This window comes from Bacillus sp. YBsi01, from assembly GCF_038406745.1.
GTDB classification, from domain to species: Bacteria; Bacillota; Bacilli; order Bacillales; family Bacillaceae; genus Bacillus; species Bacillus siamensis.
In genome coordinates this window covers 2,242,118-2,265,829 of record NZ_CP151679.1, presented here as the reverse complement: position 1 = coordinate 2,265,829, position 23,712 = coordinate 2,242,118, and the positions used below count along the sequence as shown (strand labels likewise).

Sequence of the window (23,712 nt, the reverse complement as noted above, 5' to 3'; positions counted from 1 at the left end):
GCAAAAGAAGAGGTGTTCACACATGGAAGCAGCATTACGAGCAGATACGAGAGCAGTTATAGGAGAAGGCCCTTTATGGGATAAGGACAAGCAATGCCTGTACTGGGTGGATATACTGGGCAGCCAGCTCCATATTTTCACTCCGGCTGACGGAATCAACCGTTCCGTTAAATTCAAATCATTTGTCACGGCTCTGGCCTTGTATTCAAAGGAAGAGCTGGTGATGACGATGAAAGACGGATTTTACCTGTACAATCTCCGGGAAGACACATTGACGAAGATGAAGCAGCCGAAAGACATGCGGGAAGATATCCGTTTCAATGACGCCAAATGCGACCCGTCCGGAAGATTATGGGCGGGGACGACGAGCATGGAAGGCAAAGAAGAGGAGGCTTCGCTGTACCGTCTGAATACGGACGGCAGTCTTGCCAAAATAAAAGACCAGGTCTCCACTTCGAACGGTTTGGATTGGGATCGGGATCGAAACCTGATGTACTATATTGATACTCCGACGCAGGAAATCGTCTGTTATGCATACGATCCTGAAACCGGAGCCGTATCAGATCCGAAAACAGTCTACCGCTTTCCGGAGTCGCAAGGATCTCCCGACGGGATGACTATTGACCGGGACGGAATGCTGTGGGTGGCTCTGTTCGGAGGCGGCCGTGCCGTCCGGATTGACCCGTTTTCGCATAAGGAAATTGCATCTATTGAAGTTCCCGCAAAATACGTCACCTGCTGTGCGTTCGGAGGAAGGGAGCTCAACACATTATACATTACGACCGCGACGGAAAAATTGACGGAAGCCGAAAGACTTGAACAGCCGCATGCGGGCGGCCTGTTTTCCGCAGAGCTTGAGACAGGCGGCTGGGAGCCGGTTCCGTTTGCAGGCCTCATGTAAAAAAGCCCTGGCATATGGGAACAGTCCCATTGTGCCGGGCTTTTTTTGTTAAATGGAGCGGATGATGCCGCCTTCAACCCGCTGTGCGGTGCCGTTAATGGCAGATGCCGCAGCTGAAGCGAGAAATACAATCGTATTGGCGACTTCTTCCGGGGTCGCATAGCGCTGGATCAAAGATGTCGGTTCATTCACTTTAAAATAATCCCGAACGAAGCTGTCCGTATCTTCTCCAGCGGCCTTTGCGGCTCCTTCCATGTAAGAAGCGACGCCTTCGGTCCATGTCGGTCCAGGCAGCACAGAGTTTACCGTGACATTCGTGCCTTTTGTCATTTCCGCCATTCCCCGTGACAAGCTGATTAACGCCGTTTTCGTCATTGAATACGGAATCATTTGCGCAAGCGGTTTGACACCGGCTTCACTGGAGATGTTCAAAATCCGTCCGCTGTTTCTTTCAAGCATTTGCGGCAGAAAACGCCGGCACAGGCGCACAGCGCTCATGACATTCACTTCAAAATACCGGGTCCATTCGTCATCAGATACATCCGCGAAGTCCTTTACTTCGAAAAAACCGAGGTTATTAACGAGAATATCGACTTCCCCGATTCCGGCGGCGCGCTTGATCAGGTCATCGGCCTCCTCCTGGCGCGATAAATCTGCGGCGATGCCGTGAACCGTTCCGTAAGCGGAAAGCTCCTCAACCGTCCGTTCAACGGTTTCTTTTTTTCTTCCGTTTACAATCACCTCGGCGCCTTCGGTTAAAAAGCTTTTTGCCGCGGCTTTTCCGATGCCGGAAGTTGATCCTGTGATTAATACGAGTTTTCGTTCAAGCTGTAATTCCATGATGATCCTCCTTTTTACTCCATTGTGTAACAGTATACATGATGAATTTTAGTGTTTACGAATCATTTGCTTTCATGCAAAAAAGGCCGGATATACAAGCCTTCAAGACTTATAGTATAATTACTGCGAAAAAAGGATACGAATGTCAAGAAGACAATCGTTTACCATAATCAGGGGGAGTTAAAAGAATGAAGAAGATCACTGCCGTCTGGGCGGCGCTCTTTGTCACCGCCGTTGTGTCCGCCGGCTGTTCCGGCGCGCAAGAAGAAGGAAGCCCGGCCAAACAAAAAGCCGTTTCAACCGAGGCATTCCCGGTAACTATCAAGGATGCCGCAAATGACAAAGTAACCATGAAGCAGGCGCCCGAAAAAATCGTCTCCCTCATGCCGAGCAATACGGAAATTACATACGCGCTCGGACTGGGAGATAAGGTCGCAGGCGTCACAACCAATGATACATATCCGAAAGAAGCTGCAAAAAAACCGAAAGTCGGAGATATGAATGTAAACGCTGAGAAAGTCATCGCGCTGAAGCCGGATCTCGTGCTGGCCCACGCGTCCTCAATGTCTGCTTCCGCCGATGCGATGAAGCAGTTAAAAGATGCGGGCATCACCGTCTTAACGGTCAATGATGCGCAATCGTTCCAAGACGTGTACAAATCAATCAGTATGATCGGAAAAGCAGCCGGCAAAGAAAAGCAGGCGGACAAGCTGATCAAAAAGATGAAATCCGACCTTTCCGGCATAGAAAAGAAAGCGGCGGCGATTTCTGAAAAAGATGAAAAGAAAGTATTCGTCGAGGTTTCTCCTGACGGCTATACAACGGGAAAGGGCACGTTTATGAACGAAATGCTTGAAGATATACATGCGAAAAACGCCGCCGGCAGCCAGACCGGCTGGGTGCAGCTGACGGATGAAGCGATTGTCAAAATGAATCCGGACGTCATCATTACGACAGACGGCGTAAAGGCCGCTGAAGTGGAAAAACGCGCCGGCTGGGGTGCCGTCAATGCGGTCAAACACCACAACGTCTATTCTGTTGATCCTGACCTTGTCACACGCTCAGGCCCGCGCCTTGTAAAAGGGGTCGAGAAGCTTGCGGAAAGCGTTTATCCTGAAACGTTTAAAAAGTAACCGGCCGCTGGCTTACGCGGTCACCCTGCTGTTTTTAGCCGTTTGTGCGGCGTTTGGCATTTCAATCGGCAGTCTGCATATTCCTTTATCCGACGTTTTTTGGATCGGGGTTGGCCGGACATCCTCGGCTGACCCTATGAATGTCAATATTATGATGAATATCCGCCTGCCGAGAGTCGTTCTGGCCGCCCTTGTCGGAGCCGCGTTATCTATTGCGGGAGCGGCGTTTCAGGGACTTCTGAAAAATCCGCTCGCCGACCCTTATACACTCGGGGTGTCTTCGGGAGCTTCGGCGGGAGCCGTGATCACCTTATTTTTCGGCTTCCAGATTCCAGTCATCGGCCGGTTCACACTTCCGGTTGTCAGCATCGCCGCAGCCATTGCGGTCATGGCGGCGGTTCTGTTTTTCAGCCGTCTCGTTCATGCGTCGATGTCTGTTTCGACGCTCATTTTGACAGGCATCATCATGAATTCTTTTCTCGGAGCTCTCATTTCGCTTGTGATCGCTTTAACGGGAAATGACCTGCTCCCGATTGTGCGCTGGCTGTTAGGAAGCGTATCAATGAGGGGCTGGGGCTATGTCGCGCTGTTTCTGCCTTTTTTTCTGGCCGGGACGGCGCTTCTGCTTATCAATGGCAGAGAATTAAACATTATGACTTATGGAGAAGAAAAGGCAAGGCTGTTAGGCGTCAGTACGGGAAAAAGAAAACTGCTGATGATCGCTGCCGGATCTCTGCTGACGGGAGGAGCGGTTGCCGTATCGGGGACAATCGGATTTGTCGGCCTTGTCATTCCCCATGTGACACGGCTTTTATGGGGAACGGATCATCGCCATTTACTCCCGCTGTCAGCATTGACGGGCGCCGGTTTTCTCATTTTGGCTGATTTGTTTTCCCGCACCGTCATTGAACCTGTCGAATTGCCGATCGGCATTATGACGGCTTTGGCGGGAGCGCCTGTATTTGCCTTGATTCTGCTTCGCCAGCATCATGGAGGGAAACGCTTATGATCAGGGTGAGCGGCCTGTCCGGCGGGTACGGAGGCCGGATGATTGTAGAGGATGTCAGCTTTACCGCCGGAAAGGGTGAATTTGTCGGCATACTCGGTCCGAACGGCTCAGGAAAAACAACGCTGATGAAATTGCTGACGGGGATGCTTTCTCCGTCAAAAGGCGAAGTGCTTGTCGCAGGCAGGCCCGTGGGCAGATACAAGCCGCGGGAGCTTGCGAAAATCATGGCCGTTTTGCCGCAGCATACGGAGCAAGCCTTTTCATTTACCGTGAAGGAAACGGTGTCTTTCGGCAGATACCCGTATCAAAAGGGACTCTTCAGACAGATGGATCAACATGACGAAGACATTGTTCGGGAAGCGATGGAAATGACCGGCATCGACCGATATGCGCAGCAATCCGTCCGCAATCTGAGCGGCGGGGAGCGGCAGCGCGTCTTTCTGGCGCAGGCGCTGGCTCAGCAGCCTGAGGTGCTGTGTCTGGATGAGCCGACGACATTTCTTGATCTCAAATATCAAAAAGACCTGCTTGATACGGTGAAGCGGCTGACGAGAGAAAGCGGCCTGACGGTCATCAGTATTTTTCACGACCTCAACGCCGCAGGACAATACTGTGATCAGCTCCTGATGATGAAAGACGGACGCGCTTTTTCGAAGCAGACGCCGGATCAGGCTTTGAAAAAAGAAACGATTGAAGACATTTACGGCATCACCGTCAATGCTGTCGGCCAAAAAGCGTCACCGAAACCGCTGATCGCCTTCATGCCGGAAGTGCGGGAGGAAAGAGAGTCCGCCAGCGTTCCGTTCGCCTCTTTGATAAACAAAAGCGGAAATACCGTAACGCTTCAAACAGACCGTCCGTTCAGAATGTTGTCAACCGCATCTGACGGCTCAGGCTTTTCGTGGAGCCGCCGGCTTACCGGATCAGCGGCGGCTGGTTTTGTCTGCCGGACGTTTGATTCGATAACGATTGCCGTGACCGCCAAGCACACCGTTTGGGCGCTCATCAGCGGCCGCTTATCTGAACAAGGATTTGTACGGCTGTTAACGGCAGCAACGGAAGCGAGAATGCAGGCTCTTTCCGGCAGACAGGCAAACGGCGACATTGTCATTTGTGCCTTGCAGACAGGAAAGGTAATGGACGTCCGCCATGCGGAAAAAGCTGTGAGAAGAGGAACCGCGGCATGTGTAAAAGCGGCGGAAGAAGGAGGAACAGAACGATGAAGCTGTATACGAAAACCGGCGATAAAGGACAGACAAGCCTGATCGGCGGCAGAACGGATAAAGACAGTCTGCGGGTTGAGAGCTACGGGACGATCGATGAGCTGAACAGCTTTATCGGGCTTGCGCTTGCGGAGCTTGATGATTGTGAGAATTGCGGTGATCTGAAAGCCGAACTCAGAAACATTCAGCATGAGCTGTTTGACTGCGGCGGCGACTTGGCGACTGTCACGGAGAATAAGAGCTATACATTAAGAGAGAAATCTATTACCGTGCTGGAAGCCTGCATAGACCGTTATACCGCTGAAGCGCCTCCGCTTGAAAAATTTATTCTTCCGGGCGGGCATAAGGCGGCTGCTCAGCTTCACATTGCCAGGACCGTCACAAGACGGGCGGAGCGTCTCATCGTGAAACTTGGCAGAACAGAAGAGATAAATGACACGGTGATGCGTTACTTGAACCGCCTGTCTGATTATTTTTTCGCGGCGGCAAGAGCAGTCAACGCAAGACATGGCGTGAAAGATATAGAGTATGAAAGAAGCGCCCCAGTATTCCGTGAAGATGAATAACGTTTTGATTCAGCCGGCGAGAGGAAGCCGGCTGTTTTTAACGGCGATATCCATCAATTGAACCCTTATTGCCAGAAGGAAAATGTATCTTATGCATTATTGACTGAAAAATTAAAAAATGAGATATTATAAGAAACATTGTAAAAAAATGGGGGATTTGATAGATGGATACAAATCATAAGAGCGAGAGCATCTGGAATAAAAATTTCACCTTTCTGTTTATCTCAAGGCTTGTTAAATTGTCGGGAGACGGTTTTGCCTTTAATTCCATTCTCTGGTTTTTGATTTTTGACGGTGAAGGGGCGATCGGCACGGCGCTGTTAATTGCGGTTACGTTCCTTCCGGAGGCGATGCTGGCGCCGATTACCGGGCCTTTTATGAAGCAGCATACGCTGAAATTCTGGATGTATTTTTCAGACCTCACACGCGCGGCGGTCGTGTTAATCATTCCGGTCTGTTATTTTAACGGTTTTTCTCCTTTATGGTTTGTGATGCTTCTCATGATTGTGCATTCAGCCACCGGAGCTGCTTATAATCCTGCATCTATCTCTTTAATCCCCAATATTGTCGGAGAAAACAGCCTGCAGAAAGCGAATGCGGTCATCCAGTCATCAGGCCAGATCGTCAGGCTTGCCGCCATTACGCTGAGCGGGGTGTTTTTAACATTTATCAGTCCCGCCTATTCTTTGTTTATCGCACTTATATTCTATCTTCTATCAGGTTTTCTCGTACTCTTTATGTCATACCAAGTTCAGCATGACAAACAGGATACCGCCGCCGTCAGACAGCGCGGGACGTATTTCGGAAGGCTTAAACGGGGTTTTGTGCTCGTTAGAAAACACCAAATTTTATACCCGCTCGCCATCTATTGTATTTTCATGAACTTTGCGGCCGCTCCGTGGGAGGCGCTTTCCGCCGTTTACGTCGCCGAAGATTTACATATGCCGCCGATCATTTACTCGCTTCTGAAAGCGACAGGCACGGGCGGAGCTTTTTTAATGGGTTTTATTTTGGCTAAGGTGAAGGTGAACAAATACGGTCTCCTGTTTGTGTCAGCGGGAATCATAGAAGGGGCTGCATTTTTCATCACCGGCATCAACACGTTTCTGCCGCTCGTCTTCCTTGCGGCGTTTGCGTTCGGATCAGCCGTCAGCGCCATAAATGTGCCGGAGTATACCATTATTCAAACGTCTGTGGATCATGATGATCAGCCGCAGGTCTATGCCGTCATCCATATGATCTCCAACATATCCATTCCGCTCGGTGCGGTTCTTTGCGGATATGCGGCTAACGCCTTCGGTCCCGGAAAAGTCATTGCCGCCGGCGGTCTTGTTGAAGTCCTGTCAGGTCTCGGGATATTGTTCTTTACGAAGCTTGCCAAAGCGGAACGCACTGATCTCATCAAGGAAAAAGAAGCGAGCATCAGAATATAGCATTCTTGTAAAACGCCCTGCGCCGTCCGGTGCAGCGGCGTTTTTTTGTCGTAAGGGTCGGGGGGCTTATACGACTCCGGTCTGATATGAAAATCAATCTCTGATTCGTTTTGCCGGCCGGGGGATTTGTTTATAGTAAAGACAAGGAAATCGAAAGGAGGATCTGCATGAATATAAATGTAAAAACGGCAGGCGGCTTTCTGCTGATTGTGTTCGGACTTTCTGTCTTTTTCGGAGGAGGCCACTTCGCGTTTATCATACCGCTGGCGATCGGAGGCCTGATGCTTTACTGGGGAATCAAACGTTTCTCAAACGGCCGCGCCGTATCCGGCATCATCGCGGGCGTCATCGGAGCTATGATTCTTGTCGGCTCTCTTCCATTTATCGTTGCCATCGGACTGGCCGGCGCCATGGTGTATGGCGGATGGAAAATGATGAAGCAGGGCGGCTCAGACACAGCTTCCCGCCAGTATGAACCCGAAGCGGCATCACCGGGATACCAATCCGGCTTTGACTCTGAATGGGAAGAATTTTTGAAGAAAAAATAAGGAGGAAGACAAAATGGTCTTAAAAAGAATAAGAGATATGTTCGTCGCATCTGTTAACGAAGGGCTTGATAAATTAGAAAATCCGAAAGTCATGCTGAATCAATATGTGCGTGATATGGAAGGTGACATCGCTAAGGCGAAACAAACGATCGTCAAACAGCACACGATCGTCCATCAGTTTAAGAAAAAACAGGAGGACGCTTCCGAAACGGCGGCAAAGCGGAAAAATCAGGCTCAGCTTGCTTTTGACGCCGGGGAAGAGGAGCTTGCGAAAAAGGCTTTGACTGAAATGAAATACCTTGAGGGAAAAGCGGCCGAACATGAAAAAGCGTACGAGCAGGCGAAAACACAGCTGGCCGAGCTGAAAGAACAGCTGGAAACCCTGGAAACGCGTCTTCGCGACGTAAAGGATAAAAAACAGGCGCTCATCGCCCGCGCCAACGCGGCAAAAGCGAAGGAACATATGAACGCTTCTTTTGACAAGATTGACAGCGAAAGCGCCTACAGAGAGTTTCTCCGAATGGAAAACCGCATTGAAGAAATGGAAGTCCGCGTCAAATACGGCACTTCGGCTGAGGCGAATACAGAACACAGCCGCTCGCAATATTCGGACGAGGTCGAAGCTGAGCTTGAAAAAATGCGCTCGCTTTCTCTGGAAAAAGCAGAGCATCAAAAAGCGGCTCATGAATAATGTGCACAAGGGAAGGTCGGCGCTTTTACGCCTCTTCCCTATACGCACGTATCAATTATCCGGCTTTTCCTTTATAATAAAATGAATGAAAAAGGATGGAACGTAATGAAGCGTAAGATTGCCAAAGGGCTGATGGCGGCGTCCGTTCTGATCTGCTGTCTGTTTTTGGTGAAAGAAGTGTTTGCCGGGCGTTTGTTTTCGCTGTACGAAACAGAATCGGTATCGGCAAGCGTGCCGCCTCATGCCGTCAAAAGCCTGTCCGTTTCGTCGGAACAGACGGATGTGAAAATCATTGCGGAAGAGCGGAATGACATCGCGGTAAACATGACCGGACCAGCGGGGAAAATGTTTGTCCAAAGCAGGGGGAAAACCCTCAATCTCAAAGCGAAGGAGAAACGATTCCAATTTTTGAATCTCTTTCAGCGTCCTCTGCTGATTGTCCGCATCCCGTATGAGTATCATCAGGACATCACCGTCCAAACATCAGGCGGCAGCATTTCCGTTGACGGAAACAAGGGGCTGTCTCTTGCGCATCTCGGCGTCCGTTCTGTAAGCGGGAACATATCGCTGAAGCATGTGAAGACGGATGTGTTTAAAGCAAAAGGGCTGTCGGGCGATCTCGAAGCAGCCGATCTTGCGGCTGAAACGGCGGAAGTCCGCTCATCCTCAGGACATACCAGGCTTCATCATGTGAAGGGAGCCCTTGACGTGAGGAGCGCTTCCTGCAGTGTCGACGCCTCGCTTGAGACGGCGAACGCTCCCGTATCCGTCAGGCTTGCGAGCGGCAGCGCAGCCATCAGCCTGACGAAAGACGGGAATTTTACGGTAAACGCCGAAACGGCAAGCGGAAGGATTCAGCCGTCCTATTCCTTTGAAAAAACGAGTAAGGAAGGCGGGACCTTCACCGGCATGAAAGGCAGCGGCGCCAGGCCGATAGATATAAAAGTGACGAGCGGCAATATTGCACTGCAATAGACAAGGAAAGGAGGGGCAAGCAGCTGACATGGCAAAAAAACAGATTCTCGGACTTATCATCGCCTTATTAGGCGTCAGCATGTTTTTACGTATTATCGGCATTGGCGACTTCCTGTTTTGGCCGCTCTTTTTTCTGATCACAGGCTATATTTTTAATAAATACTCCCGCGGCTGGCTCGGCTCCGTCCTGTATATCTTTGCCGCTTTTTTATTTTTGAGAAACCTGTTCAGCGCCACCTTCAGCCTGTTCGGCTATGCCTTCGCCGCCTTTCTCATTTACGCGGGCTACAGGCTCCTGAAAGGAAAGCGCGTATTGGAGCATAAAGAAAAGAAAATCAGCCTTGAAAAAGAAGAACAGCCAAAGCCGGCCGTCCAGCCGGAAAGCAGACAGCCGGACCTCCGCAGCTTTTTTATCGGCGAGCTGCGCATGATGAAGGACCCGTTTGAGCTGAATGATTTAAATGTTTCCGGGTTTATCGGTGATGTGAAAATTGATCTATCAAAGGCGATGATACCTGAAGGAGAAAGCACGATGACAATCAGCGGCGTCATCGGCAATGTTGATGTGTACGTCCCGTCCGATATCGAAGTGTCCGTCAGTTCATCAGCTTTTATCGGCGATATGAACCTGCTTGGTTCTAAGAAAAGCGGCATGAGCACGAATCTGTATAAAGTGTCTTCTGAGTACGGCGACTCGCCGCGGAGGATTAAAATATCAATTTCTCTATTCATCGGCGATGTGGATGTGAAGTATTTATGAGGAAAAAATTACTCGCCAATATTCAGTGGCGCGCCATGCGGATGACCGCGGGGCTCAGTCTGCTCCTTTGCGCGGTGTTTATTGCGCTGATGCTGTTATATTACGGGCTTGATCCGATGCTTTTGTTTTCTTCCGGCTGGTTCGGTATTCCGTTTGTGGTCATCCTGCTTTTGGCGTCCCTTTCGGCCGGACTGATTTCCGGTTATGTATACGGCGGCCGTCTGAAAACGAGAATGGATACACTGATTGAAGCGGTTTTGAAATTTGAAAACGGCAATTTCGCTTATCGGGTGCCGCCGCTCGGTGATGATGAAATCGGTCTGGCGGCAGACCAGCTCAACGAAATGGCCAAGCGGGTCGAGCTGCAGGTCACATCGCTGCAAAAGCTTTCCAACGAGCGGGCGGAATGGCAGGATCAAATGAAAAAATCGGTCATTACTGAAGAACGCCAGCGGCTGGCGCGCGATCTGCACGATGCCGTCAGCCAGCAGCTCTTTGCCATCTCTATGATGACATCCGCCGTCTTAGAGCAGGTGAAAGATGCGGATGACAAAATCGTCAAACGGATTCGCATGGTTGAACATATGGCGGGGGAAGCGCAAAACGAAATGAGGGCGCTGCTATTGCATCTGCGGCCCGTCACGTTAGAAGGAAAAGGTTTGAAAGAAGGGCTGATTGAGCTGTTAAAAGAGTTCAAAGCGAAGCAGCCGCTTGATATTGAGTGGGATATCAGCGACACGGGTGTGTCAAAAGGCGTTGAAGACCATCTGTTCCGAATCGTACAAGAGGCGCTTTCCAACGTTTTCAGGCATTCAAAGGCGACCAAGGTCACCGTCAGACTCGGCGCGAAACATCAAAAACTTCAGCTTAAAGTCATTGATAACGGGGCGGGGTTTACAATGGATCAAGTCAAAGCGTCCTCTTACGGTCTGCATTCCATCAAGGAAAGAGCGAGCGAAATCGGCGGCATAGCGGAGATTATCTCAGTGAAGGGAAAAGGCACGCAGATCGACGTGAAAGTCCCGATTTACGAGAAAACAAAAGGAGAGAACGACAGTGATTCGAGTGTTACTGATTGATGATCATGAAATGGTCAGGATGGGTCTGGCCGCGTTTTTAGAAGCACAGCCGGACATTGAAGTCGCCGGTGAAGCATCAGACGGACAGCAGGGCGTCGATCTGGCCGCCGCGCTTTTGCCGGATGTGATTTTAATGGATCTTGTCATGGACGGCATGGACGGCATCGAAGCGACGAGACAGATCTGCGCCAAACTCGATGACCCGAAAATCATCGTGCTGACGAGCTTTATTGATGACGATAAAGTGTACCCGGTAATCGAAGCGGGAGCGCTCAGCTATTTGCTGAAAACGTCCAAGGCGGCGGAAATAGCCGAAGCCATCAGAGCGGCTGCCAAGGGCGAACCGAAGCTTGAATCGAAGGTGGCGGGAAAAGTGCTGTCAAGGCTGCGCCATTCAGAGAATCAGCTTCCGCATGAAACGCTGACGAAGAGAGAACTGGAAATCCTCTGTCTCGTCGCGGAAGGCAAGACGAATAAAGAGATTGGGGAAGAGCTGTTCATAACGATTAAAACGGTGAAAACCCACATCACTAATATATTGTCAAAGCTTGATGTCAGTGACCGCACGCAGGCCGCCGTATATGCCCACCGCAATCATCTCGTGAAATGAAAAAAGGAGAGCGGCGCTATGCACACTCTCCCCGCAGGACAGGTCATTGGGACATTCCTTTTGTTCCGAAATCTCTGACGGCGACTTTGACTTTGTATTCAATATCTGATTCACTGAAATGACGGTCCCAGTCAGAGGCCACCTTTTGCCACTTATCGGGATAATGAATGCGGACCTGGTCGCCTAACCCGGTAATATCCACTTTTAAATCATGCTGCAGATAATCGATGAATGTCATGACATCCGAATGGATGCTTCGTTTTACCGCGTTTTTGATTTCATTTATATAGGACTCCTTGAAGGAATCTTCTTTCGGGTTCCAATCCTCAGACAGGCGGCCTTCAACAAATCGGGTAACGATAAACTTGAATTTTCCGTTTTTATATTGTGTTTTTACATCATATTTGCTTGAAAATACCTCGAAGGATAAATAATAATTGTCATGCTTTGCAAACGTGACGCCCCCTTTTACCGTCCCTGTGAACAGGTTCATATTCTGGACTTGTAAAGGCGTTAAATTCGCATACCAGAATTTATTTTTTATAATGGTAGCGCCCCAGATTTCCAGTCTGCTGCCCACTTTGCGCACTTGAGGAAGGGCAAAGGTTTCGCCCTTGGCGATTCTCTCGGATATTTCCCCCAATGTCACAGGCTCCATCATCCGGATGGTGACGGCATTATTTTCCGTTAAGTCATAGATGGTATTTGACGCAGGCTCCCCCTGGTCGCTGACATTGAAAATATCTTTCGTTTTATCCGGCACCGTCATCACATTGCAGCTTCTTCTCGTTCCGTTGTCCCTGACAAACTGGTTCATTAATGCGTCAAACGGGATGTTGTCCTTTAACAGCGCTTCGGAAAACAGCATGATGCGCAAGTGCTGGGAGAAAGCGGGGTGATTTTTTAACGATGCCGTCCTTAAGGCTTGGTGAACAGTTTCCCCGGAAGTGGAAGTCACCTTTGTCGGATTACTTGATGTCGACTGCTGGGAACTTGCTTTTTGCGGTATCAGAATCTGCTGCGTCACTTCCACGTTTTCTTCCTCAGGTTTATCGAGCCCGACTCCGATAACGAGGCTCAAGTCTTCTATATTACGGCTATCCCAGCACCCCGTCAAAAGCAATGAGCAAAGAAAGATTACGATGTATTTCTTCATTGCGCTTTTTTCACCTTCCTTTTCACAGCGACGACTGCAAACATCAGTAAAGGCAGCAAAAAGAAACCTAAGAAGATATAGCCGAGAATATCACTGAACATCATCAGCTTGTTCGCGTCCTTTGGCATCAATGACCCCAAGAATGTCGCAATCCCTACGAAGATGATGCCTTTTTTCTGCTTCAGCCCGAAAATTTTATGAAGGCCAGATGTCGCGAAATATCCGTACGATACATAGGTGGCGAAAAATTGGATAATCCAGACAACAAGTAAAAAGGACTCGAACCGTTCGATAAAAAGCCCTTTGATTTCAAATGATTGAAAGAGCGCGATCGTAGGCCAGATCATTGTTTTGACATCCTGGGTGGTTAAGGCGCCGACGACGAGCACGTAGGTAATGATGTATAAAATAATCGGGATGCCAAAGCCAATGGCCGACATGCGGAACGTGTGCTGTTTATTTTTAAGGTACTCTGGGAGAAACAGCATAATTTCAATGCCCAAGAAGGAAACAGAAACGACGGTCAAAGAGGCCATAACGGGAGAAAATCCCTGGCCGAGCACCGGCCGCAGGTTGTCTATATCAAATATTTTAAAGCTGAAGGAAAACACCGTCAGCAAAATAATAATCGTAATCATTAAATAGAAAGGAAAGAGCCTGCCGATATCACTCATGCCGCCGATAATCAAATAAACGGAACAGGCGATAAAGATAATCAGCATGACCGGCACGGGGGTTTTTTCCAATAAAAAGAACTTGACCATTTCCGCCATCGCACGGGCTTCGAAGCTGGCGACTCCTATAAAATAGAGACAGATCACCAGGTTGACGATATTGCCCGCCCATTTGCCGAGACCTTCATTCATATAATCAAAAAACGATCCGTATTGATGCTTTTTCATAATGAGCGTATTGAGATAAATCAAAAAGATAAAGATGACGCCTTCCAGACATAATGCGATCCAGCCGTCCGGCGAATTTGCCCTCGCTGACAGCGACCGCGGCATGGTGAGGAGCCCCGCCCCGAGCATCGTGTTGGCAATCAATGCCGTCCCTTGATAGCTTGTAAGTTTATTGTGAGTTGTTTTCTGGCTCATTTACGTTTTTCGCCTCTTTTGGTTGATTTTTAATAGGGAGACGGAGAATGGAATCGCTTGCGTTTTTTAAGCTGAAAAACCCATTCGGCGAGAAATATGGAGAACCGAAGCTTCGCTGTCTCGATAAATGGGTGTATATTGCCAGCATAAATAAAATCATGCCGTACAGCCCGAATGCTGCCGCAGCAAACATTGAAATGAAACGGAGCACACGGAATGAAAGCCCCATTCCGTACTGCGGCACCGTGAATGAAGCGAGCGCGACAATGCTGACCACGATGACCATGATGGAGCTGACAATATTCGCTTCAACGGCCGCCTGGCCGATGACGACTCCGCCCACCAATCCGATCGTCTGGCCGAGCGGGTTAGGGAGCCTCAAACCCGCTTCTCTCAGCAGTTCTATCGTAATTTCCATCACCATTGCTTCAATGATGGGCGGAAAGGGAACGTTTTCTCTGTTCGCCGAGATAGTGACTGCAAGCGGCGTCGGCAGAAGCCCTTGGTGAAACGAGACGAGGGCGATATAAATGGCTGAAAAAAACAGTGTGATAAAAATAGACGTAAACCGCAGCGCCCGAATGAGCGAGGCGGAAATCCACCGTTCATAATAATCGTCGGGAGACTGCATTAACATTCCTAAAGAAGCCGGAACCACCAGCGCAAACGGTGAGTTGTCGACAAGGATGGCGACGCGGCCGTTAAACAAGGCGGAGGAGACTTTATCAGGCCGTTCCGTATTTTGTATTTGCGGAAACGGCGAATACTTATTATCCTCAATAAGCTCTTCAAGCGTCCCGGAATCCTGAATGTCGTCCAGCTTCACTTCGCTGAGGCGTTTTAAAACATCGCTGACGACAGACGGGTCAGCCTCATCATCTATGTACATGACAGTGGCGTATTTTAACTTGCTTTCTCCGAGCGGAACCTTTTTCGTTTTCAGCTTCGGATGGTTCGTCCGCTGCCTGATCATGGCGACGTTTGTATCAGAATCCTCGATGAAAGCGACCTTAGGCCCTCTTACAACCTTTTCGGAGGTAGGTTCTGTCACGCTTCTTTTTTCTCTTTTTCCCGTGGAAAGAATGTATACGTTATCAAGGCCGTTAATAAACACGGCGCATTTCCCCCGCAGAATGGAAGTGACGGCTTCTTTCGCCGCAGTGACGGGACGGGCGTCAATCTGATCAAGACGCTTCGTCACTGCCTCCAGCGTCAGGGTGTCTTCTCCCTGCAGCAGCGTTTCAATCGCTTCTTTTATTTTGTCTTCATCGTTCATTTCACTCAGATACATATAATAAAAAACAAGCCCGTTCGGAAGCATCTTTTTATTTTGAACAAGGTCATCGTTCGGCTCTAGGTGGGGCAGCACCATAGCCAGGTTTATGTGTATGTATTCCTTGAATTCCGATTGCGCCATCAACTGTCACCCGCCTTCCATTCCTTAATTGAGGTTATCTTTTCCTGTTAAAAAAATGATATACTATGATAAAGTAATTAGTGGTACAAGTTTTTTTATGAAAGCGGAGGAGAGATGTGGCACAAGTCAGACTGGCAGGAAATGCCGAAGAAATAGAACAGCTCATCAAATCATTTGAAGCGCATTACGAAGTGGCTTACACGTCGAAGGAATACCGAAAAACAAATCCGAAGTACAAATACTCTAAGGATTCGCGCGTCTATCTTGAGCTGAAATTAAAAACGGCCAAGACCGAAAAATAAAAAGGGTTTCATCGGTTACTGGCGAATAATACTCAGGGTGAAGCAACTGTTATGGAGGGATACATAAATGGACTACAGAATTGAAAAAGACACCATGGGAGAAGTTAAAGTTCCGGCAGATAAATTTTGGGGCGCTCAGACACAGCGCAGCAAAGAGAACTTCAAAATCGGTTCAGAAAAAATGCCTCAGCGTGTTGTGAAGGCGTTTGCAATTTTAAAAAGAAGCACGGCGATCGCTAACGAACGCCTCGGCAATTTAGAGTCTGAAAAAGCACAGGCGATTGCCGCTGTATGTGATGACGTATTAAACGGCAAATACGACGATAACTTTCCGCTCGTTGTCTGGCAGACGGGAAGCGGCACACAAAGCAACATGAATATGAACGAAGTGGTGGCCAACCGCGCGACTGCTTTATTGAAAGAAAAAAATTCTGATCTGAAGATTCATCCGAATGATGACGTCAACCGCAGCCAAAGCTCAAACGATACATTCCCGACGGCGATGCACGTTGCGGCGGTCCTTGCCGTATATGAGCAGCTCGTTCCGGCCCTTGATCAGCTGCGCGAGACACTTGACGAAAAAGCGAAAGCGTATCAAGACATTGTGAAAATCGGACGCACGCATTTGCAGGACGCGACTCCGCTGACACTCGGACAGGAAATCAGCGGCTGGGTATACATGCTTGACCGTTCTAAAGAAATGATTCTTGAGTCAACGGAAAAAATCCGCGCGCTTGCCATCGGCGGCACGGCAGTCGGTACCGGAATCAACGCCCACCCGCAGTTCGGTGAATTCGTCGCGGAAGAAATCACAAAAGTAACGGGGCAGACGTTCAAAAGCTCGCCTAACAAATTCCATGCGCTGACAAGCCATGATGAAATCACTCACGTTCACGGCGCCTTAAAAGCATTGGCTGCCGACCTGATGAAGATTGCCAACGATGTCAGATGGCTGGCAAGCGGTCCGCGCTGCGGAATCGGCGAAATCGTCATTCCTGAAAATGAGCCGGGAAGCTCTATCATGCCGGGCAAAGTCAACCCGACGCAAAGTGAGGCGCTGACAATGATCGCCGCGCAAGTGATGGGAAATGACGCGACAATCGGATTTGCGGCCAGCCAAGGAAACTTCGAGCTGAACGTCTTCAAGCCGGTTATCATTTATAACTTCCTGCAGACAGTGCAGCTTCTCAGTGACGGAATGAATTCCTTCCATGACAAATGCGCTGTCGGTATTGAGCCGAACCAGGAAACCATTCAGGAAAACCTTTCTAACTCATTAATGCTTGTCACGGCGCTTAACCCGCATATCGGTTATGAAAACGCCGCAAAAATCGCCAAGCTTGCCCATAAAGAAGGCCTGACGCTGAAAGAAGCGGCATTACAGCTGAACCTTCTGACAGAAGAACAATTTAATGAAATGGTGCGTCCGGAAGATATGGTGCACCCGAAAGCATAAACAGAAAGAACGGCTGCAGTCATTGCGGCCGTTCTTCTAAATAAACTGCTGTTTCAGTAAAAATCTGAGCTGCTCTGCATCTTCAGCCAGCAGGTCGGACTCCTTCAAATTCAGAATCATTCCTTTGATGATTGCCGGTTTCGGCGACTTTTTCTTCATTTCCGCTTCAAGAATATCCAAGCTCTCGGTGTATTCAGATGCTTGCGGCTTGTCCATCGTGCTGATGTGCGCACGGAGGGTCTGCAAGATTGATTGGCTTAAAGGATCGGGCTTCCCGTTATGAAGGGGCCCAAACAGTGAGCTTGCCTCATCAAGAGAAATAAACGCTTCATCATGTCTGTCCGCCATTCCGTTTACGATGTCATCAATTCTGTGAATCACGGTATTTGCGAGAAGCGCAGGCTGTACAGACCGGCCGGTCAGAATGAGGTATTCAAGATACATCTGACTGATTCCTTCTATTAAAAAACAAAGTTCGGCGGTGTATGGTTCGGCTTTTTCTCCGTAAATAGCAAGAAGACTGTCGATATGAAACTGCAGGATCGACCGGCGGATTCTCTTTCCGCACTGGGCCACTTCTTCGGTATAAGGAAGTGAACCGTCTTTCATCTGCACGGTAATAAAATCTTTATGGGCGAGAATCGATTCATAAAACACCGCAAGCTGTTTTTGATAAGCGGCTCTCGGGCTGTCACCCTCCGTTTGGATCGTCGTGATTCGGGTAAACGTCTTATCATAGTAGTAATTCAGCATGGACAGAAGCAGTGCTTCTTTGGAAGGAAAGTGAAGATAAAAAGCGCCTTTTGAGATTTTGCATTCATCGGCGATTTCCTGAACCGATGTTGATTTGTACCCTTTTCGGGCAAACAGTTTAATTGCTGCTTCAATAATCAGCTTTTCTTTTTCCTTCAATGGTTCCACCCTTTCGGAGCCAGGAGGCTGGCTTGTGCTTCACGTGTGTGACTATATGGTCATATTGATATTCTGTAAATTTAACCTGATTGTAACTTGTTTTTTTGTTTTGTTTTATTTATATTATAAAGTGAGCTGACCGAATGGTCAAAGTTCTGGCGAAAGGGTGAATCTGAAAATGAAAGAATTAGATGAAATGATCAGCCGCTTGCGAAACAGAGGAATTAAAGTCGAAAAGGTGAAATATCCGAAAAAGACGATTTGTGAAAAGAAATGGGTTCATCAATGCCAAAAACCGCTGAAAACAAACTACAGAGATTTTAACGGCTACTCCTTCACATAAAAAAAGACTGCAATGAAACACTACAGTCTACTTTGGTATGATAATCCGATAGATTACACCCGATTGGTCATTTTCAATTGAAATTGATGCTTTATGCAGGGTTAAAATCCGTTTTACGATGCTGAGTCCTATGCCGAACTCGCCTTTCTTCCCTTTATTAAAAGGCTCGTACAAGCTGGATAGCATCTCATCCTCAATCGGAGGCCCGTCATTTTTAACCGTCATGACAATCTGCTGCTGATTTTGGCTGATCCGAATGTGAATCGCCGTTTCTGCATAGCGGATTTGATTTTCAAGAATGTTTTCGAGGAGCTTGCCCCATTGTTCCGGATCACCGGGCATCATCAATACATCTTCTGTTTCAACGGTCCACGATAATTCCTTCCGGGCCCATTTGAGCCGCTCAATGACTTCTTCCGTGACCTTCACAAGGTCAAATGTCTCATGGTGCACCCGCTGCTTCATTAAATAATCAAGCTTCGTTAAATATAATAAATCCTTAATTTTCTTCTCAAGCTTTTCTGCTTCGCCTTCAATGACATCAATTGTGTTTTTCAGGTCCCCCTTAGGAAAAATCCCGTCCTTTATTGATTGAGTATAGCCCCTTATCACCATGACAGGCGTTTTTAAATCATGAGAGATATTTTGCAGGAGCGTTCTTTCCGTTTCATCCTTTTGCACCAGCTTGCTCCGCATGTCTTCAATGGTGTGGCCTAATTTTCCGATTTCATCTTTTCTGTCGACGATGACCGGATCATCCCAGTCCTGTTCGGAAATCCGTTTGACATGCTTCTCTAAGGAGACGAGCGGACGCGAGAGATATTTGGCAAGCCAAATCGCCGGAATCCAGCTTAACAAAATGACGCCGGCAATGATAAAGAGCAGCTGCTTAAACAGGGTGTATGACAGATCATCACGGTAAGAATCAAGCGCATATGACAGCATCATCGCATCCTGACCGTTAATGGTGAGGCCTTTTTTAATGACGAAAAACACTTTTTCCCCGCCGATGTCCGCGCTGTATCGTTTCGTGACGCTGTGCTGGCGGCCCGCGAGCTTGTACACCTTATGGATAAAGGAAGAAGAAAAGTAGTTTAAATCTTTGTCGCTCGCCGATTCTTCGCGCTCTGGCAAAAGAACGTGCTGAACGGATCGGAAAGTCGTCGGAGCGGTCGCGTCCTCACTGTAATATCCCCGCTCGATCGACCCGGGCAGCCGGTACTCCGTCAGCACATGCTGTTCATTTTCAATGGTCGTGTACGTTTCATCCGTGAAAAAATCCCGCAGCGTATTTGAGAACAGCACGAGCAGCAGAATCGAGATGGCTAAAAGGATACCCGAGATGACCACCCATATTTGAAAAGCAAGCGGCTTATTTTTCATGACGTCATCATCCTGTAGCCGAATCCGTAAATGGTTTCAACCTTTAAGCCGGGCATTTTTTTCCGCAGCCTCCGCACAAGATCATCGACCACCCGGTCAGTGCCGAAATAGTCATGGCCCCATATTTTCAGCAGGATATCTTCCCTGGAAAAGGGGTGTCCTTTATGGTGAAGAAATAAAAGCAGCAGATCAAATTCCTTAGACGTCAAATTGACCAGGCTGCCGGTTTCATCATAAACCTCTCTGGCATCTTCGATCACATTGTAGGTGGAAACGGTGAGTCCGGTTTTTTTGGGAGCGGGCTGTTCTTTATACACAAGCTCCAGCAGTTTCTGAACCCGAATAATGAGCTCTCTCGGCAAAAAAGGCTTGGCGATATAATCATTGCTTCCAAGCTCTAACCCGAGAACTCTGTCAATATCGGCATCCCGGGCGGAAATGAAAATGACCGGCACATCGGGATCTTTTTCTTTTATTTCTTTTATCAATGTATAGCCGTCCGTATCCGGCAGCATGATGTCAAGAATCCACAGATGGGGAGACGGCTGCATCTGCTTTCTGGCTTCTTCGCCTTTTGTGAAAGATGTAATGTTCCAGCCTTCATTCTCTAAATATTTTGTGAGCAGTTCATTCAGATTGTCCTCATCTTCAACTAGATAAATGGTGTATGACAAGGCAGTTCACATCCTTTCAACGTCATTATACTAGTTTTAACACACTCAGGCCGCATTTTCATAATTTCACATATTCTTTTCATTTTTATCCCACAATGTTTGTTTATGATGTGTATAAGGGAAGAAAGGAAGAAAAAAAGCGGGGAAGATAACATGTTCAAACACATTTTGTTTTGGAGCTTTGCTTTTCTCCTTATTATTGGGACAATAGAACTTGTACATGCGATGAATATGTAATGAATAGAATGAGAACATACTGAAGGAGTGTGCGTGAATATGAACGATCAGCGAGATGACGGCATCAGCCGCGATCAGTCAGATCTTTCACATACGGAGCAAAACGGCAATGAACAGCAGCGGATCAGCCATCAGGAGCCCGAGCTGCTTGAAGGCCCCGTCTCGAAAGAAGCGGAAAAAGAGGCGGCCGCCGGTACGGAATTTGAAAAAACGGCTGCCGTGAAAAAAGAAAAAAAACGGAGAGCCGCTTGGCTGAGCCCGATTTTAGGCGGCATTATCGGCGGCGGCCTCGTGCTTGGCATTGTGCCGAATCTGCCGGGTGAGCAGCATAAGGCAGAATCTGTTTCTGATACGGCGAAACAAGTTCAGTCTGCGAATTTTACGTCAACGCCTTTGAAAAATACCTCAAGTGTGGCAGATATGGTAGAAGATTTGGAGCCTGCGATTGTCGGAGTGTCCAACTATCAAGCGTCGCAAAGCGGCCAATTCGGACTTGACGGCGGTTCAAGCTCTGAAACGGAGAGCGGCACGGGGTCAGGCGTCATTTTCAAAAAAGACGGCCAAAAAGCGTACATCATCACAAACAACCATGTCGTAGAAGGAGCAAACAAGCTGTCGGTCACTCTTTATAACGGGAAAACCGAAACGGCAAAGCTTGTCGGAAAGGATGCCATCAGTGACCTGGCCGTACTGGAAATCAGCTCGTCCAATGTCAAAAAAGCGGCCAGCTTCGGCGATTCTTCACAGCTGCGCATTGCCGATAAGGTAATCGCCATCGGCAACCCGCTCGGCCAGCAGTTTTCCGGCACCGTCACACAAGGTGTGATCAGCGGACTGAACAGAACGGTAGACGCCGACACTTCCCAAGGCACGGTGGAAATGAACGTGATTCAGACGGATGCGGCGATTAATCCCGGTAACAGCGGCGGGCCGTTAATCAACTCCAGCGGCCAGGTCATCGGAATCAACAGCATGAAAGTCAGTGAAAACGGCGTGGAATCACTCGGCTTCGCCATTCCGAGCAACGATGTGGAACCGATTGTCGACCAGCTGCTTGCTAAAGGAAAAGTCGAGCGTCCGTTTTTAGGCGTGCAGATGATTGATATGTCGCAAGTGCCGGAAACCTATCAGGAAAACACGCTCGGATTGTTCGGCGACCAGCTGTCTAAGGGCGTTTACGTAAAAGAAGTGCAGTCCGGCTCACCGGCTGCGAAAGCGGGCATCAAATCAAATGATGTCATCGTAAAATTGAACGGCAAAGATGTCGGCAGCAGCGCCGATATCAGACAGATTCTGTATAACCAGCTGAAAATCGGCGATAAGACAACTGTTCAAGTTCTCAGAGGCGGCAGCAAAAAGACGCTGAACATCACATTAACGAAACAAACTGAAAGCGCAAGCTGAACGCATAAAAAAAGCTGAACCTCCGCCTGAGGTTCAGCTTTTTTCGTCATTCTCCTAAGTAGGCTGACAGCATCCACACATGCTTGTCCGCTTCTTCAACTAATCCGACAAACAGGTCGGCTGTTGACGGGTCATTTTGTTCCTCGGCGATGCCGATGACAAATTTTGATTCGCGGCTGATCTGTTTGTAGTCTTGAACGAGTGATTCTACCATTTCAGAAGCCGTCTTTTCCTGTCCTTCATCCGTAATGGAAGCTTGTTCAAGATAGCTGTGAAAAGTCGCCGCGGGCTGTCCGCCGATGGCCAGAAGACGCTCTGCGATGGCATCTGCCGTTTCTGCCGCTTCGTTATACAGTTCTTCAAACTTTTCATGCAGCGTAAAGAAGTGAGGGCCTTTTACATACCAATGGAAGCGGTGCAGTTTAGAGTAAAGGATAAACCAGTTTGATAATTGGGTGTTCATTGATTTCTCAACTAGATTTTCAGTTTTTTTCGCGTTTTGTGTATTCATATTTATCGTCCTCCCTGTGATCTGTTAATTTAATTATATCACGTATCAAATAAAAATCAATACTAAATTATAATAATTATAATTTAGGTTTCCTTGAACAGCTTTTTCTTTATGATCGATTCCCAGACGGGCCAAGAGAAGAGGGAGCGGCAAGCCAATGTCAGCTTAATGCCCCTGCCGATCGGATACCGCAGTTTCTTCAGGCGTTTCGTCTGTGCCAATTGAAAAATCAGCTCCGCCACGTCATTGGGATCGCCGCTTTTGGATGCGCTGGCTTTAACGTAAGCTTCAATTTGCTGATAATAGCGGTAATAGGGCGAATCTTTTCCGGATGCCGTAAGATGATTGGAGAGAGACGTCTCCCAAATAGACGTTTTATAGGAGCCCGGTTCTATTAAAGCGGCATCGATTCCTAAAGGCAGAAGCTCAAGACGCAGACACTCCGTAAACCCTTCAATCGCGAATTTGGAAGAAGTGTACGGAGAAAGAGCAGGAAAGGCGGTCAGTCCGCTGATGCTGCTGATGTTGATGATTTTCGCTCCGCCATGTTTTCTCATATAAGGGAGCACGGTTTTGGTGACATGAATCAGGCCGAATACATTCGTGTCAAACTGCTGTCTGTAATGTTCCATCGGCACATCTGCAATAAATCCCCCGTACGCAGTGCCGGCGTTGTTCACAAGCACATCAACCGGTCCGAAACTGCTGATGGTATTGCCGAAGTCAGACACCGACTGCTCATCCGTCACATCTAAAGAAGCGATGGTAATATGACCGGATACACCCGCTTGGGCGGCGGCCTCTTTCAATGTTTCAGCTTTCTCAGGCTGTCTCGCTGTTGCGATGACATGATAAGACCGGGCGAGCTTCAGCGCTGTCAGCAGACCGAATCCGCTCGTCGCGCCGGTTACAATGGCAATTTTTCTGTTCAACTCATATTCCTCCCCGTTTGTTCTTATATGTTAGTGTATAACATTTAGCGGTGAGAAGGAGAAATCGTTCGGAAATATGTCAGAATTATTTTATAATGGAATCAGCTTCGGACAGAAAGG

General features: G+C 48.4%; 25 protein-coding genes. 16 read left to right on the top strand and 9 right to left on the bottom strand.

Annotated elements, in window-relative coordinates:
- The first annotated feature begins 22 nt into the window (after positions 1-22).
- Entirely contained in the window at positions 23-901 is an 879-nt protein-coding gene (locus AADZ70_RS11320) for an SMP-30/gluconolactonase/LRE family protein (protein WP_045925977.1), read from the top strand.
- A gap of 48 nt (positions 902-949) precedes the next feature.
- Here AADZ70_RS11320 and AADZ70_RS11315 read toward each other — a convergent pair whose 3' ends face one another.
- Positions 950-1,741, bottom strand: a complete 792-nt coding sequence (locus tag AADZ70_RS11315) for an SDR family oxidoreductase (RefSeq protein WP_016937962.1) — start codon at positions 1,739-1,741, stop codon at positions 950-952.
- Between the two features lie 188 nt (positions 1,742-1,929).
- Here AADZ70_RS11315 and AADZ70_RS11310 point away from each other — a divergent pair, with 188 nt between their 5' ends.
- The 11 genes from AADZ70_RS11310 (at position 1,930) to AADZ70_RS11260 (ending at position 11,768) form a co-directional block, all read left to right on the top strand.
- The gene (locus tag AADZ70_RS11310; protein WP_047477560.1) at positions 1,930-2,874 is read left to right on the top strand and encodes an ABC transporter substrate-binding protein; all 945 of its coding nucleotides are present in this window, start codon (positions 1,930-1,932) and stop codon (positions 2,872-2,874) included.
- Positions 2,837-3,883: an iron ABC transporter permease gene (locus AADZ70_RS11305; RefSeq protein ID WP_342007053.1), complete on the top strand. Its 1,047-nt coding sequence runs from the start codon at positions 2,837-2,839 to the stop codon at positions 3,881-3,883. The genes AADZ70_RS11310 and AADZ70_RS11305 overlap by 38 nt, the downstream gene beginning before the upstream one ends.
- Positions 3,880-5,106 (top strand): ATP-binding cassette domain-containing protein, encoded by a 1,227-nt coding sequence (locus tag AADZ70_RS11300; protein ID WP_342007052.1) that lies wholly within the window; start codon positions 3,880-3,882, stop codon positions 5,104-5,106. Before AADZ70_RS11305 ends, AADZ70_RS11300 begins: the two co-directional genes overlap by 4 nt.
- On the top strand, positions 5,103-5,672 hold the full coding sequence (locus tag AADZ70_RS11295) for a cob(I)yrinic acid a,c-diamide adenosyltransferase (RefSeq protein ID WP_188154469.1): 570 nt from the start codon (positions 5,103-5,105) through the stop codon (positions 5,670-5,672). The genes AADZ70_RS11300 and AADZ70_RS11295 overlap by 4 nt, the downstream gene beginning before the upstream one ends.
- 164 nt (positions 5,673-5,836) lie before the next feature.
- A complete protein-coding gene (locus AADZ70_RS11290) occupies positions 5,837-7,105 on the top strand; it encodes an MFS transporter (protein ID WP_016937967.1) in 1,269 nt (422 codons plus the stop codon).
- A gap of 167 nt (positions 7,106-7,272) precedes the next feature.
- Positions 7,273-7,653 carry a protein liaI gene (locus tag AADZ70_RS11285; RefSeq protein WP_049627343.1) on the top strand — a complete coding sequence of 127 codons (381 nt, stop codon included), beginning with the start codon at positions 7,273-7,275 and terminating at the stop codon, positions 7,651-7,653.
- Between the two features lie 13 nt (positions 7,654-7,666).
- On the top strand, positions 7,667-8,344 hold the full coding sequence (locus AADZ70_RS11280) for a PspA/IM30 family protein (RefSeq protein ID WP_342007051.1): 678 nt from the start codon (positions 7,667-7,669) through the stop codon (positions 8,342-8,344).
- A 105-nt stretch (positions 8,345-8,449) separates the two neighbouring features.
- Positions 8,450-9,319, top strand: coding sequence for a DUF4097 domain-containing protein (locus AADZ70_RS11275; RefSeq protein WP_342007050.1), 870 nt, complete (start codon positions 8,450-8,452; stop codon positions 9,317-9,319).
- 28 nt (positions 9,320-9,347) lie between these two features.
- The gene (gene liaF / locus AADZ70_RS11270) at positions 9,348-10,079 is read left to right on the top strand and encodes a cell wall-active antibiotics response protein LiaF (protein WP_047477581.1); all 732 of its coding nucleotides are present in this window, start codon (positions 9,348-9,350) and stop codon (positions 10,077-10,079) included.
- Positions 10,076-11,158, top strand: a complete 1,083-nt coding sequence (gene liaS / locus AADZ70_RS11265; protein WP_045925986.1) for a two-component system sensor histidine kinase LiaS — start codon at positions 10,076-10,078, stop codon at positions 11,156-11,158. The genes liaF and liaS overlap by 4 nt, the downstream gene beginning before the upstream one ends.
- Entirely contained in the window at positions 11,136-11,768 is a 633-nt protein-coding gene (locus tag AADZ70_RS11260; protein ID WP_016937973.1) for a response regulator transcription factor, read from the top strand. Before liaS ends, AADZ70_RS11260 begins: the two co-directional genes overlap by 23 nt.
- 43 nt (positions 11,769-11,811) lie before the next feature.
- On the opposite strand, the gene AADZ70_RS11255 is transcribed toward AADZ70_RS11260, so the two are convergent.
- The 3 genes from AADZ70_RS11255 to AADZ70_RS11245 are packed head-to-tail and all read right to left on the bottom strand — an operon-like array spanning position 11,812 to position 15,438.
- Positions 11,812-12,924: a Ger(x)C family spore germination protein gene (locus tag AADZ70_RS11255; RefSeq protein WP_016937974.1), complete on the bottom strand. Its 1,113-nt coding sequence runs from the start codon at positions 12,922-12,924 to the stop codon at positions 11,812-11,814.
- A complete protein-coding gene (locus tag AADZ70_RS11250) occupies positions 12,921-14,021 on the bottom strand; it encodes a spore germination protein (protein ID WP_016937975.1) in 1,101 nt (366 codons plus the stop codon). Before AADZ70_RS11250 ends, AADZ70_RS11255 begins: the two co-directional genes overlap by 4 nt.
- On the bottom strand, positions 13,996-15,438 hold the full coding sequence (locus tag AADZ70_RS11245; RefSeq protein ID WP_045925989.1) for a spore germination protein: 1,443 nt from the start codon (positions 15,436-15,438) through the stop codon (positions 13,996-13,998). Before AADZ70_RS11245 ends, AADZ70_RS11250 begins: the two co-directional genes overlap by 26 nt.
- 116 nt (positions 15,439-15,554) lie before the next feature.
- On the opposite strand from AADZ70_RS11245, the gene AADZ70_RS11240 reads away from it, so the two are divergent.
- Both AADZ70_RS11240 and fumC read left to right on the top strand, forming a co-directional pair.
- Entirely contained in the window at positions 15,555-15,740 is a 186-nt protein-coding gene (locus AADZ70_RS11240) for a YvzF family protein (RefSeq protein ID WP_016937977.1), read from the top strand.
- Positions 15,741-15,807: 67 nt separating this feature from the next.
- The gene (fumC, locus tag AADZ70_RS11235) at positions 15,808-17,196 is read left to right on the top strand and encodes a class II fumarate hydratase (RefSeq protein ID WP_342007049.1); all 1,389 of its coding nucleotides are present in this window, start codon (positions 15,808-15,810) and stop codon (positions 17,194-17,196) included.
- 36 nt (positions 17,197-17,232) lie between these two features.
- Here the strand turns inward: fumC and AADZ70_RS11230 are convergent, their stop codons facing one another.
- A complete protein-coding gene (locus tag AADZ70_RS11230) occupies positions 17,233-18,108 on the bottom strand; it encodes a TetR/AcrR family transcriptional regulator (protein ID WP_047477593.1) in 876 nt (291 codons plus the stop codon).
- Between the two features lie 178 nt (positions 18,109-18,286).
- Between AADZ70_RS11230 and spxO the strand changes: the two genes are divergently transcribed.
- On the top strand, positions 18,287-18,451 hold the full coding sequence (gene spxO, locus AADZ70_RS11225; RefSeq protein WP_007410067.1) for an anti-adapter protein SpxO: 165 nt from the start codon (positions 18,287-18,289) through the stop codon (positions 18,449-18,451).
- Positions 18,452-18,478: 27 nt separating this feature from the next.
- Here the strand turns inward: spxO and AADZ70_RS11220 are convergent, their stop codons facing one another.
- Together AADZ70_RS11220 and AADZ70_RS11215 are read right to left on the bottom strand one after the other, a co-directional pair.
- Positions 18,479-19,834, bottom strand: a complete 1,356-nt coding sequence (locus AADZ70_RS11220; protein ID WP_064778637.1) for a HAMP domain-containing sensor histidine kinase — start codon at positions 19,832-19,834, stop codon at positions 18,479-18,481.
- Positions 19,831-20,508: a response regulator transcription factor gene (locus AADZ70_RS11215; protein ID WP_016937981.1), complete on the bottom strand. Its 678-nt coding sequence runs from the start codon at positions 20,506-20,508 to the stop codon at positions 19,831-19,833. The genes AADZ70_RS11220 and AADZ70_RS11215 overlap by 4 nt, the downstream gene beginning before the upstream one ends.
- 276 nt (positions 20,509-20,784) lie before the next feature.
- Here AADZ70_RS11215 and AADZ70_RS11210 point away from each other — a divergent pair, with 276 nt between their 5' ends.
- Positions 20,785-22,149 carry a S1C family serine protease gene (locus AADZ70_RS11210; RefSeq protein WP_064778638.1) on the top strand — a complete coding sequence of 455 codons (1,365 nt, stop codon included), beginning with the start codon at positions 20,785-20,787 and terminating at the stop codon, positions 22,147-22,149.
- A gap of 46 nt (positions 22,150-22,195) precedes the next feature.
- On the opposite strand, the gene AADZ70_RS11205 is transcribed toward AADZ70_RS11210, so the two are convergent.
- Both AADZ70_RS11205 and AADZ70_RS11200 read right to left on the bottom strand, forming a co-directional pair.
- Complete coding sequence (locus AADZ70_RS11205) at positions 22,196-22,660, bottom strand: Dps family protein (RefSeq protein ID WP_016937983.1); 465 nt, start codon at positions 22,658-22,660, stop codon at positions 22,196-22,198.
- Positions 22,661-22,743: 83 nt separating this feature from the next.
- The gene (locus tag AADZ70_RS11200; RefSeq protein WP_342007048.1) at positions 22,744-23,592 is read right to left on the bottom strand and encodes an oxidoreductase; all 849 of its coding nucleotides are present in this window, start codon (positions 23,590-23,592) and stop codon (positions 22,744-22,746) included.
- Positions 23,593-23,712 lie beyond the last annotated feature (120 nt).